Source organism: Afipia sp. OHSU_II-C1 (genome assembly GCF_000497575.1).
In the GTDB taxonomy this organism is placed as follows: Bacteria; Pseudomonadota; Alphaproteobacteria; order Rhizobiales; family Xanthobacteraceae; genus Afipia.
This window is the reverse complement of the sequence record NZ_APJI01000016.1, coordinates 205,623-217,869: the sequence shown is the minus strand read 5'-3', so window position 1 is coordinate 217,869 and position 12,247 is coordinate 205,623. Positions and strand designations below refer to the sequence as shown.

At 62.1% G+C, this 12,247-nt stretch carries 11 protein-coding genes and 1 pseudogene; 5 read left to right on the top strand and 7 right to left on the bottom strand.

Annotated elements, in window-relative coordinates; genetic code table 11:
* Positions 1-2: 2 nt before the first annotated feature.
* Positions 3-758, bottom strand: a complete 756-nt coding sequence (locus I554_RS0118940; RefSeq protein WP_024574091.1) for a biotin/lipoate--protein ligase family protein — start codon at positions 756-758, stop codon at positions 3-5.
* Positions 759-905: 147 nt separating this feature from the next.
* On the opposite strand from I554_RS0118940, the gene I554_RS0118935 reads away from it, so the two are divergent.
* From I554_RS0118935 to mobA, 4 genes and pseudogenes are all read left to right on the top strand, one after another.
* Complete coding sequence (locus tag I554_RS0118935) at positions 906-2,945, top strand: 4Fe-4S binding protein (RefSeq protein ID WP_024574090.1); 2,040 nt, start codon at positions 906-908, stop codon at positions 2,943-2,945.
* Between the two features lie 94 nt (positions 2,946-3,039).
* Positions 3,040-3,837, top strand: a pseudogene (locus I554_RS0118930) (Mrp/NBP35 family ATP-binding protein); the annotation flags it as partial.
* Between the two features lie 3 nt (positions 3,838-3,840).
* Positions 3,841-4,755, top strand: coding sequence for a formate dehydrogenase accessory sulfurtransferase FdhD (locus I554_RS0118925; protein ID WP_024574088.1), 915 nt, complete (start codon positions 3,841-3,843; stop codon positions 4,753-4,755).
* Complete coding sequence (mobA, locus tag I554_RS0118920) at positions 4,748-5,377, top strand: molybdenum cofactor guanylyltransferase MobA (protein ID WP_024574087.1); 630 nt, start codon at positions 4,748-4,750, stop codon at positions 5,375-5,377. The genes I554_RS0118925 and mobA overlap by 8 nt, the downstream gene beginning before the upstream one ends.
* A gap of 10 nt (positions 5,378-5,387) precedes the next feature.
* Here mobA and I554_RS0118915 read toward each other — a convergent pair whose 3' ends face one another.
* From I554_RS0118915 to I554_RS0118895, 5 genes are all read right to left on the bottom strand, one after another.
* Positions 5,388-7,337 (bottom strand): molybdopterin biosynthesis protein, encoded by a 1,950-nt coding sequence (locus tag I554_RS0118915; RefSeq protein WP_024574086.1) that lies wholly within the window; start codon positions 7,335-7,337, stop codon positions 5,388-5,390.
* A gap of 10 nt (positions 7,338-7,347) precedes the next feature.
* The gene (locus I554_RS0118910) at positions 7,348-8,472 is read right to left on the bottom strand and encodes a molybdopterin-binding protein (RefSeq protein WP_024574085.1); all 1,125 of its coding nucleotides are present in this window, start codon (positions 8,470-8,472) and stop codon (positions 7,348-7,350) included.
* Between the two features lie 64 nt (positions 8,473-8,536).
* On the bottom strand, positions 8,537-9,367 hold the full coding sequence (locus tag I554_RS0118905; protein WP_024574084.1) for an extracellular solute-binding protein: 831 nt from the start codon (positions 9,365-9,367) through the stop codon (positions 8,537-8,539).
* A 19-nt stretch (positions 9,368-9,386) separates the two neighbouring features.
* Positions 9,387-10,109, bottom strand: a complete 723-nt coding sequence (locus tag I554_RS0118900) for an ATP-binding cassette domain-containing protein (RefSeq protein ID WP_024574083.1) — start codon at positions 10,107-10,109, stop codon at positions 9,387-9,389.
* Positions 10,110-10,111: 2 nt separating this feature from the next.
* Positions 10,112-10,804 carry an ABC transporter permease gene (locus I554_RS0118895; protein WP_024574082.1) on the bottom strand — a complete coding sequence of 231 codons (693 nt, stop codon included), beginning with the start codon at positions 10,802-10,804 and terminating at the stop codon, positions 10,112-10,114.
* 87 nt (positions 10,805-10,891) lie between these two features.
* Between I554_RS0118895 and I554_RS0118890 the strand changes: the two genes are divergently transcribed.
* The gene (locus I554_RS0118890; protein WP_024574081.1) at positions 10,892-11,785 is read left to right on the top strand and encodes a helix-turn-helix transcriptional regulator; all 894 of its coding nucleotides are present in this window, start codon (positions 10,892-10,894) and stop codon (positions 11,783-11,785) included.
* Between the two features lie 2 nt (positions 11,786-11,787).
* Here the strand turns inward: I554_RS0118890 and I554_RS0118885 are convergent, their stop codons facing one another.
* Positions 11,788-12,081, bottom strand: a complete 294-nt coding sequence (locus I554_RS0118885; RefSeq protein ID WP_024574080.1) for a hypothetical protein — start codon at positions 12,079-12,081, stop codon at positions 11,788-11,790.
* Positions 12,082-12,247 lie beyond the last annotated feature (166 nt).

Here is a 12,247-nt window from a genome sequence, read left to right as displayed (position 1 = left end):
CCTCACGCCAGTTTCGGGGCGCGGTATTCAGGGTCATACCATGCGACCTTGGCCAGCCTATCGAGCAGGCTGTCACGCTCCGGCGGATTTTTCGCGGAGGTACTGCGAAGCAGATCGCCATTGACGTCGATTCCGCGCCTCTGGCCGGCCGCGTGCGGCGTAAGCCGCTCCAGATAATCCCGCGCAATCGGCTCGAAACCTCGCTCGTTCCATCGATCGAACGCCGTCATGAGATGGCGGGCAAAGCTGCCCACGATCGCCTCTGTCTCGACCATCTCGAACCCTTCGTTGAGCAGGGCAACACCGCCCGCCGCAACGGTTTCCTCAACATGAGCCATGTCCGCGGCGCGCAGAATGACGCCGAATACAAGCCAATCCGGAACGTCATCTTCGCGGCAGGTCTTCGGCCAGCCAAGCCGCCCACCGCCCAGCACGCCGCCATCGAACAGGATCGTATCTGGCCAAGTGAACTGTACCTCCCGCTCCGGCGGGCAATGCACCGCGATAGCGTCCCCGATCGCATTCATCCCGGCGAAGAACGCCCGGCGCGCCGACACCAGCGGCTCGTCCGGCTCGAGCACGACGGCGAACTCGACCAGGTCGTAGCGCCGGACCCAGACCAACGTTCCCGCGCCGGCTTCGGATGCAATAGTGCAGCCGTGCGCAAACGCATCGCCATACTCGCGAAGCGATACGAGTGTGTACCCCGGAGGCAGATCGAGCGGCTGTTCCGCTTGCGCGTGACGCGAAACCATCATCGTAGAAAATTTCCCTAAGCTCTTTGTATTTGGGCAGTCTATGCTATCCCGGTCAAGGCGGCCGGGCGCTTGCGCGAGCCGTCATCTCGGCACCATATGGTTGAAATAGCCACTCTGAGCAGACGCCAAGGGTCAAGGTTGCAGATCATGAACAGCGCAAAGTCCCGCCTTCTGGTTTGCAGTTGCGAAAAGAGCATGCCGCTCGATGCGCAGGCAATCGGGCGCGGGTGCGCGGCGTACATGACACAGGCCAACCAGCTCTGCGGTCTGGACCTCGCCCAGTTCAAGGCGGCGCTCGCTGAAGGCCAAGCGATCACGGTCGCGTGTACGCAGGAAGCGCCACTGTTCAAAGAAGTCGCTGAGGAATTTCCCGACATTCCCCTTACCTTCGTGAATATCCGCGAAACCGGCGGATGGTCGAAGGATGCCGCGGCGGCTGGGCCGAAAGCCGCGGCGCTGATCGCCGCTGCTTCGGAAGAAATGCCGCCGATCTCGCTGGTCACGCTGGAAAGCGGCGGGGTCGCGCTGATTTACGGCCATGACGATGTTGCCATCGATGCGGCCAAGCGCCTCGCGGATCGCCTCGACATCACCGTCATACTCACCAAGCCCGGCGATATCACGCCGCGTGCTGTTAACGAATTTCCGGTACTCAAAGGCACGATCCGCAATGCGCGCGGATACCTTGGAAATTTCGAACTCTCCATCGACGACTACGCTTTGCCGGCTCCCTCCTCACGGAGCAAGCTGCTGTTCGGCGCCTCGCGCGACGGAGCGACTTCAACCTGCGATCTCATCCTCGATCTCAGCGGCGGCCTGCCGCTATTTCCGGCGCATGATCTGCGGCCCGGCTATCTGCGCGCCGATCCGCGCGACCGCGCCGCCGTTGAGCGCGCGATTGCGGAAGCCGGTAACCTTGTCGGCACGTTCGACAAACCGCGCTTCATACACTTCGAAGAATCACTCTGCGCGCATTCGCGCTCCAACATCACGGGCTGCACGCGCTGCCTCGATCTGTGCCCAACCGGCGCGATCACACCGAACGGCAACGCCGTCGCGATCGATCCCAATATCTGCGCCGGATGCGGCTCCTGCGCTTCAGCCTGCCCGACCGGCGCTGCATCCTATGCGCTGCCGAGTGCGGATGCGCTGATGCGCCGCCTGCGCACGTTGCTGCAAACCTATCGCAAGGCAGGTGGCGAACACGCTGTTGTACTCTTTCATGACGGCGACCACGGCGAGCCCCTGATCGATGCGCTGGCGCGATTTGGCGACGGCTTGCCAGCTAACGTGCTTCCGGTTCGCGTCAACGAAGTCACGCAGCTCGGACCGGAATCCCTCGCAGCGGTCTTCGCCTATGGCGGCACGGGCGCCGCGCTCCTGATGCGCGCGCAGCCCCGGCACGAAACGGCCGGACTGCGGCGCGCAGCCGATATGTCAGGGATGATCGCCGCTGCGCTCGGCTTCGGCGACGGCCTCGTCCGCGTTCTGGGAACCGACGATCCCGATCAGTTGCGCGCGATGCTCGACGCGATGCCGCGTGGCGTTGCTTCATTGAATCCCGCGACCCTCATTCCGCGCGGCGCCAAGCGCGGCGTGCTGGAGACCATTTTCCGGGAGCTGCATCTCGCGGCCCCTGCTCCCGTCGATGTCGTTCCGCTCGCGGCCGGCGCGCCATTCGGCACCGTTCAGTTGAATGTCGAAGGCTGCACGCTCTGCCATGCCTGCGTCACCGCCTGCCCGACCAACGCGCTTTCCGACAATCCCGACCGGGCGATGCTGCGCTTCACTGAAAGCCTTTGTGTTCAGTGCGGACTTTGCGAAGCGACCTGTCCCGAGAAGGTTATCACACTAGAGCCGCGGCTCGATTTCCAGGCGTGGAATGCACCACTGCGCGTACTGAAAGAAGAAGAACCATTCCACTGCATCGCCTGCGGCACGCCGTTCGGCACCAGGAGCTCGATCGAGCGCGTGCTGTCGAAGTTGCAGGAAAAGCACTGGATGTTCGAAGGCGCCAACGCGCCGCGGCTCGACGTCATCAAGATGTGCGCGGACTGCCGGGTCGAGGCTGTCGTCAATGAAAGTTTCGATCCCCATGCCGCACCGCAACGGCCGCCCGTGATGTCCACCGAGGATTATCTGCGCGCGCGGGAAAACAAGAAGAACGATCCTTTCGGATCGCAATGAACCGGGCGCGCCGTGAGCGCGATCGGCCGGGAGATCGAACTTGTCAGTTACCCATGCCACCTCGAACCCACCCGCCACATCGAAGGCCGCGGGCATTACCGGCGTGAAGCACGTCGTTGCCGTGGCCTCCGGCAAGGGCGGTGTCGGCAAATCGACGACCTCGTGCAACCTCGCGCTCGGATTTGCGGCGCTCGGACTGAAAGTCGGTATTCTCGACGCCGATATCTATGGCCCGTCGCAGCAGAAGCTGTTCGGCCTGCGCGGCAAACCGCGTCTGCTCGGTCCGCGCATGCTGGAGCCGCTGGAGCGCTTCGGGGTTAAAGTCATGTCGATCGGATTTCTGGTCGAGGAAGACAACGCCATGGTCTGGCGCGGGCCGATGGTGATTTCAGCCATCACGCAAATGCTGCGCGAGGTCGCGTGGAATGATCTCGACATTCTCGTCGTCGATCTTCCGCCGGGTACTGGCGACGCACAACTCACAATGGCGCAGCAAACGCCGCTGGCGGGTGCGGTTATCGTTTCAACGCCGCAAGATATCGCTTTGATCGATGCACGCCGCGGCATCGAGATGTTCAAGAAGGTCAACATCCCGATATTGGGCCTGATCGAGAACATGGCGAGCTTCTGCTGTCCGGCCTGCAACCATGTCACGCCGATCTTCGGCCACGGCGGAGCGCGGCTTGACGCGGAAAAGCGCGGCATCCCCTTTCTCGGCGAAATCCCGCTGGACATGGCGATACGCCAGACATCAGATGAAGGCCGTCCGATCGTTGCCACCGACCCAGAAGGCGTTCATGCGAAGCACTATATCGGCATCGCACGCCAGCTCTGGACATCCATCACCACCGGCGCCGCGGTGAGACCCGCGCCGCGTATCGTGATCGAGTAAGCCATGACGGAAACAATTCAAGCCAGGTCGGCAAATGCGAGAAAGGACCAGCCGATCCCGCGCGTGATGCCTGACCCGAAGAATCCGCGCCTCACCGAACGCGTTGTGGGGATCGACCAGACCGGTGCTCCAGTCGAAATCAGCGTACCGGTCGAGCGGCCGCTGACCCTTTATCTGAACTCCCAGGAGATCGTCACCATGATGACGATCAACGACTATCCGGAATATCTCGCGCTCGGCTATCTCCTCAACCAGAACATGCTGAAGCCCGACGATGTCGTGACCGAGGTGGTCTACGACGACGATCTCCAGGTCGTGGTCGTCTACACCGAGCGGGGCACCAACTTTGAAGAGAAGCTGAAGAAGAAAACGCTCACCTCGGGCTGCGCACAGGGCACAGCATTTGGCGACCTGATGGAAGCGATCGAGGGTGCCGTCCTGCCCAAGGCGGAATTGCGCACATCATGGCTCTATCAGATGACCCATGCAGTCAACACCGCGCCTTCGCTCTATCTCGAAGCCGGCGCCATCCACGGCTGTGTGCTGTGCAAGGAAGGCGAGCCGATCTGCTACATGGAAGACGTCGGACGGCACAACGCCGTCGACAAGATCGCGGGATGGGTCTGGCGGCACAAGGTCGATGCCGCGGACAAAATCATGTACACCACAGGACGGCTTACTTCCGAAATGGTGATCAAGACCGTGCGAATGGGCATTCCCATCCTGGTGTCGCGCTCCGGCTTCACCGCATGGGGGGTCGAACTGGCGCGGCAGGTGGGGCTGACACTGATCGGCCGGACCAAGGGCAAGCGATTCATTGCGCTGTCCGGACAGGAGCGGATCGTCTTCGACCAAAGCCTGGAATTTGTCGCCGAGGAATCCGCGCGGCACCGGCGCAAGGGCAGCGACGATGACTGAGGACCGGCCATCGACAGTCGGTGTTCTTCTCGCAGGCGGGCTGGCGCGGCGGATGGGCGGCGGCGACAAGCCGATGAAAACCATCGGCGGCCGCACCATCCTCGAGCGTGTGATCGCGCGGCTCGCACCGCAATGCGATGGACTCATTCTCAACGCTAATGGCGACCCTGCCCGCTTCGCGGCGTTTGGGCTTCCTGTCGTCGCAGACACCGTTGAAGGATTCGCCGGCCCGCTCGCCGGCATCCTGACAGCGCTCGACTGGGCGGCCGCGCACAGGCTGGATGTCGAATGGGTGCTCAGCGCGGCAACGGACTGCCCTTTCCTGCCGCGCGATCTGGTTGCGCGATTGCAACGTGCGCGGATCGCGGAAGACGCCCAACTTGCGGTCGCAGCTTCCGGCGAACAGGTCCATCCGGTCATCGGACTCTGGAACGTCGCACTGCGCGGCGAACTTCGGCACGCGCTGGTGGTGGAAGACATGCGCAAGATTGATCGCTGGACCGCTCGCTACAAGCTGGCAACAGTGACCTGGCCGGACAAGCCGATTGATCCGTTCTTCAACGCCAACACCGTCGAGGACGTCGCAGAGGCCGAGCAACTCGCGGCGCTCGACGACGCTTGACCCGGACCTACTATGCCGGACGGAATCCCGCCCGCTCGAGCGCTGCACGCGTTTCCGGCGATGTGAGCGAGTCCAGAAAAGCCCTTACGGCGGGCCGCTGCTTTCGCGCGGTCACGAGCGCAAAGTCATAATGCTCTTCAGCGAATGGAATGAAGCCCAGCCCGGCTGCACGCGCCACCGGCGCAATGGTCATGCCCCAGTCGGCACGCTTCTGCGCCACCGCCGCCGCGACGGCATTGTGCGAGCGCGGCTGGTTCCAGTAGCCATCCGGTTTTACGCCATCGAGCAAACGATCGATCAGAATGCGCGTGCCCGCGCCCTGATTGCGGTTGACCATCAGACATGACGGGGCTTTCAGCGCGGCCCGCACAGCATCTTCCGCACTGAGACTTTCGAAGCGTTCGTCCCCCACACGAAACACAATGCCTTGCATACGCCGGTAGCCCGGCACGAGTTCAAGGCCGGGTACAAGAAACGGCGTGTTGTGTGTATCGGTTTTTTCATCGAAGAGATGGATCGGCGCGAGATCACACTCACCGCGCCGGGCCGCTGCCAGCCCACCAAGGCTTCCCACCGAGATCGAACGGACAGACAGTCCGGCGCGCGCCAGCGGCGCCGTGACAACATCGAGTCCTGTACAATGGCTGCCGACAATGACCAGATCGGGCACACGGACATGCGGTGTGAACAGCGTCACTTCTGTGTCGGTTCCTGCGGGCATCTGGTCCGCAAGCGCATCGATTTTCAAAAACCCGTCGGCCTGCGCGAACGACGTGATCGCGCCGGAGCCCTTGCCCGACGGATAGGCGATCAATCCATCGTCGCCCTCCACCAGCGACACCATGACGAATTCGGTACGCCCAAGCTCTGACGCGATGCGCACCGGCACCTTCGCCGTCACACGTGCATCGTTGCGCGCCGGCAAACCCGCGAGACGGCGCAACACCGGCACGATCATGTCGTGAAATGTGAACATCGCCGACGTGGGAAACCCCGGCAGGATCACGACCGGCTTGCCGTCGCACACTGCGAGGCACAACGGCTTTCCCGGCTTCAGCGCAACGCCATGCGCGACGATGCCCGGCTTTCCAAGCCGCGCGACAATGCGATGGGAAACGTCACCTTCGCCTTTCGATGTGCCACCGGACAGAAGAAGCATGTCGCTGGCCGCCAGCGCCTCGCGCATCACAGCTTCGAGCTTGTCCTCCTCGTCCGGGAATGCGCCAAGAAAGACAGCCTCGCCGCCATTTTCGGAGACAGCCGCGGCAACGATTGCACCGTTGGTGTCGTAGATCGCAGCCGGACGCAGCGGCAGGCCGGGTTGAACAAGCTCGTCTCCGGTTGAGATGATTGCAACGCGCGGCTTCTTCGTCACCGGAACGCGTGCGATCCCCGATGCAGCAAGCATGCCGATCTCGCGCGAGCCCACCAGCGTGCCGGCGCGCAGCAAAATCTCGCCGCGCGCGATATCCGAGCCGGCATAGGACACGAACTGCCCCGGCGAAACAGCACGCCGGATCTCGATCGCGTCATTGCGCAGCGGCTGCGTATGCTCGATCATCACCACCGCATCAGCGCCACGCGGGATGGGACCACCGGTCGCAATCGGCGTTGCGGAGCCTTGCACCACCGGCAATTCCGGCGCGATGCCACAGGCAATTGTTTCGTTGTTCAGCCGCAGATGAACCGGCGACGCCTCGCCCGCAACGGCTAAATCGGCGGAGCGAACGGCAAATCCATCTACATTTGAGCGGTCGAACGGCGGCACATCCATCGCCGCCACGATATCGTTCGCCAAAGCCAGGTCGAGTGCGTCTGACAGCGCGCGTTCTTCGACGGGCAGATCGCGGGGAAAAAGCGCGGCCTCAAATCGCGCGAGCGCCTCCTCACGCGACAGGATCGTGAGAAACTGATCCTGACCTCCGCTATTACGGGTTGAGTTTGGGCCTGACTTGTTCATTTCACCGAACTCATGACATTTCGCGAAGGAGAAACGCATCTACGGGCGTTCCAACTGCATAGCCTTCGCTGTTCCCAGGTACCGCAAGCCATGCGTCAGCGCTAACAATGGCATTGAGCGAAAGCTGTCCTGTCGCGAGCGGCATCCAGGCCTGATCCGACATTTTCAGCAGTACGATTTCGGTAACACCGATAGCGGAAGAAATCTTGCGCGCAAGGGGGCTGACCATTTCCTGCCGCGGCTGTCGTGCGGTCAGCATGTCCAGCACCGGTTGAACCACCGCAAGGCAAGCGCCCAGGGCCTGCTCGGGCAAGCCCGGCAGCGCGACCAACGGCGTTGCGCCGATTTTACCAACGGCTGCGGTGCGCCCCGGCTGGAGGGCAAGGCCGTGCGCTAGCAGCGTACCGCGCTCCTTGAGCGCCAGAACTGCCGTATCCATCCGACCGCTCCCCGTTCCGCCGACCGTCAGCAGCAGATCGCATCCCTCTGCGCCGATAGCAGCAGATATGCTTGCCACGTCGCGCCCGCTCGTTTGCGACATTGTCACACGAGCGCCGTTCGCTTTCGCGAAATCGGAGACGAACTGTGACGATTCCGCGCTATCAGCATGCACATCGATCACATGAACGCACGGAGATCGAACCGCCACGCGCTGGAGTCCGGCTGCGCGAACAGCAAGCAGATCGAACGCATCGATCCGTCGCCCCGGCTCAACAAGCGCTCCCCCTGCTGCGATGTCATCCCCCGCACGTCGAACTCCCTGACTGGGAACTGCCTCCGCCACAACCTGACACAATGGACCGATCTGCTCGACAAGGTCGGCATCCAGCACGCAGTCGCAATCGTCCGGCAGACGCTCGCCCGCCTCAACCCAGCGTAGCGGTTTCGCAAGCTGAACGGGCGAATAGGACGATGCGCCCACAATGTCGTGCGCACGCAACGCCCATCCGTCTGTCATTGCAGTAGTGAAGGCAGGGAGCGCTGTTTCTAGCGGCGGAGTTTGCGAGGCGACACAGCCAATGGCTTCGGCTAACGACACTTCAATGGCGTCGACAGGTCTCAGGTCGCGGTATAGCAACCCGAGCGCAACCTCGAGCGGCGTGAGCGCCGCTGTCAAACGCTGTGTCTGAATCATGCCGGATGGTGGACCATCTGGCGGCGGCTTAGCAACCGCCGGATGGTCCTGCTCAGACAAGCCCTCAAGATGCCTTCTTTTCGGCGTTGGGGAAGAACAGCTGCTTGCCGTTGACCTGATAAGCGGCGATAGCGGCCTGCCCCTCCGGCGAAATCAGCCAGTCAATAAAACTCTGGCCAAGATCCTTTTTCACGGTGGGGTGCTTTTCGGGGTTCACGAGAATCACGCCATACTGGTTGAACAGGCGCCTGTCGCCTTCGACCACGATGGCGAGGTCGCCGGGGCTCTTGAACGACAGCCAGGTGCCCCGATCGGAAACGACGTAGGCATTCATCGCACCCGCGGTGTTGAGCGCGGCGCCCATGCCCTGCCCGATCTCGCGGTACCAAGGTCCTTTGGCGGTTTCGAGATCGACTCCGGCCTGCTTCCACAAGGCAAGCTCCGCCGAATGGGTACCTGACTTGTCGCCACGCGAGACAAATGGAGCGGCCTTTTCCTGAATGGTTTTCAGCGCAACGACAATGTCCTTGCCCTTGACGCCTGCAGGATCGGTTTTCGGGCCGATCAGGACAAAGTCATTATACATGACATCGAAGCGCTTCACGCCCTGCCCTTCGCTGACGAATTTTTCTTCCTGCGCCTTGGCATGCACGAAGACAACGTCGGCGTCGCCGCGCCGCGCCGTATCAAGCGCCTGCCCGGTGCCCTGCGCAATCACCTTCACGTCAATGCCGGTCTTAGCTTTGAACAAAGGCAGGATGTAACCGAACAGACCGGAATCCTGGGTCGATGTCGTCGAGGCGACGACGATGGACTTGTCCTGGGCGGAGACTGGTGTCGTGAACGCCGCCGCAAGCAGTGAGGCGACGAGGGCATAAGCATATCGATGTGTCATGACATGTCCTTGTGAGGGTTCAAACGACGAGATCACCGCGCACGAAAGCCGCAGCTTCCGGTGTCGACGGGTTCCTGAGAAAGTCTTCGGCAGGTGCCTGTTCGCGGACGGTGCCGCGCACCATGAAAACAACATCACCGGCAAGCCGCCGCACCTGGCCCAGATCGTGAGATGCCATGACGATCTTGATTCCGGATTGAGCGGCGGCACGTACGATCTCCTCGACGCCGCGCGTCGCCGCTGGATCAAGACTCGCGGTCGGCTCGTCGAGCATGAGCAATTCGGGATCCCGTGCAAGCGCGCGCGCAAGGGCAAGCCGCTGTTGCTCACCGCCGGAGAGACGGCGGGCCGGGCGCATCGCGAGTTCGGAGAGGCCTACGCGTTCAAGCAATTCCACCGTACGAGCGGCAACCTTCTCGCGCGGGTAATCCGCATGGGTCAGGCCGTAAGCGACATTGGCGGCAGCAGTCCGTCGTAACATGACCGGGCGCTGAAACACGAACGCGCGCCGTGTTGGCTTGATGTCGGCCCGCCCGCCCCAGGTGATTGTGCCTTCGGTTTGCACCGAAAGACCCATACAGAGCCGCAGCAGCGTACTCTTGCCCGCCCCGTTCGGCCCCACCACCACGGTCGGCGCACCGGATGAGAGCGTCAGACTCAGGCGATCGATGATCGTCGTGACGCCAGCGCGAACGGAAACTCGATCGAGGATGACAGGAAGATCGGTGACCGGCGCGCGCATGTTCACCCCGCCTGCCGTTCGGACCACATACGCGCACCCCATGCGGCGGCGTTGATCGCAAAAACCAGAACGACGAGAATCAAACCGAGCCCTAGTGCGAGCGGCAGGTTTCCTTTCGATGTCTCCAGTGCGATCGCCGTGGTCATCGTCCGGGTGAAGCCGTCGATGTTGCCGCCGACGATCATGACGGCGCCCACTTCTGCCGCGGCCCGGCCGAAGCCGGCAAGCAATGCGGTCAGCAGACTGAAGCGCGCGTCCCACAACAGCGTCGTCATGCGGCCAAGCGGCCCGACGTCCATCGCAGACAGTTCGTCGCGATATTCTGTCCAAAGATCTTCAATGGTCTGGCGTGCAAGTGCGGCGATGATCGGCACGATCAGGATCGCCTGCGCAATCACCATGGCGGACGGCGTGAACAGAATGCCGAGCTCGCCGAGCGGTCCGGAGCGCGAGAGAAGAAGATAGACCACAAGGCCGACAACGACCGGCGGAAGTCCCATGAAGGCATTCAGGAGGACCACGATGGCATTGCGTCCGGAAAAGCGTGTAAGCGCCAGGACCGCCCCGAGTGGCAGGCCAATGCAGGCCGCGAGCACGACGGCCGAAAGGCTGACAGCGAGCGACAGTTTGACGATGGCAAATAACGCTGCATCGCCGCTCACGATCAATTGCCAGGCGTTTAGCCCGTCCAGCATTCCGTTTCCTCCCCATGCGTTGTCCTGCATATTTTTCGATGGTGTCAATGAATTGAAAATATGCAGGAATATTCATATAAACGCAGAATGGAAATGCTGACGACCAGTGAGGCAGCCGATTACCTCCGCCTTGGCGAGCGCAAGCTCTACGAGCTCGTCGCGGAAGGCGCGATCCCCTGCACCAAGGTCACTGGCAAGTGGCTTTTCCCGCGCGATGAGCTCGACCGCTGGATGCTGTCAGGCCTGATGCGGCCGGCCGGAATGATGGCGGCCGATCCGCCCCTCATTGTCGGTGGAAGCCAGGACGTGCTGCTCGAATGGTGCCTGCGTGAATCCGGCTCCGGCCTCGCGACTCTTGCGGAGGGGACCGAAAGCGGTGTTGGACGCGTCTTGCGCGGCGAAGCGATCGCCGCGGCCATTCATTTTCATACGGACAATGAGGTGAACGGTTCAGGCGAAGACGCGAATGTCGCCGCGGTGCGCACATTGTCAGGCTTGCACGATGCGGCGTTGATCGGTTTCGTGCGGCGCGAACAGGGCCTCCTGCTCCAGCCGGGAAATCCGAAAGGTCTGAATGGGCTCGCGGATGTCCTCGCGCGCGGTGCAACCATGGCCCTGCGGCAGCCCGGTGCGGGCGCTCAGATGCTGCTGGAAGTTCTTCTGAAACAGCATGGCGCGAAGCCGAAAGATCTCCGCTGGCTCGAGCCGCCTTGCTTGACCGGACCCGATCTCGCAACAGCGATCCGCGCGGGCGAAGCCGATTGCGGCATTGCGACGCGGGCTGCCGCTAGAGCAGCGGGTCTCGATTTCGTGCCGTTGCTCTGGGAAAATTTCGATCTGGTGATGCGGCAGCGCTCTTACTTCAAGCCTGCACTTCAAGCATTGGTCGGCTTTATTTCAAGAAAGCCGTTCAGGCAACGCGCGACCGATCTCACCGGCTATGACGTTTCGCCCGCCGGGACGGTCCGCTTTTTTGCGTGACGTTATTTTGATTTGGTGTCCGGCGGACAATCCGGGCTCACCTGCATCGGTTTGCCATCACTCTGGACAGTTGGCGCCGCAGAATTGGCATGGCCGCTGGCTGACGGCAGAATGGCGCTCTTCTCCATCGCCATCGAGTTCGTCGACGATGAATCCGCCGCCTTGCCCGTCGTTGTGCCGGGGGCCGTGTTGCAACTGGTTTCCGGCTTGTCAGCCGACGGTGCCGGCGTCTGTGCGAAGACAGGCGTCGTGGTGAAAACGCCCACAAGAATGGCTGCGGTGATCCGGTCAATCATTTTGAGGCTCCTGTGAGCGGAAAACATCAAGCGTCCGAACGAGGCAAACGCCCGTCCGTGACCATTGTTCCGTTGCAGCCAGTGACGCGCTGACGCAGGACCGCTTGGGCAGCACTTTATTGAACAGGACTTTCATGCTTCGCTGGATAAGAAATGAAAATGGCTT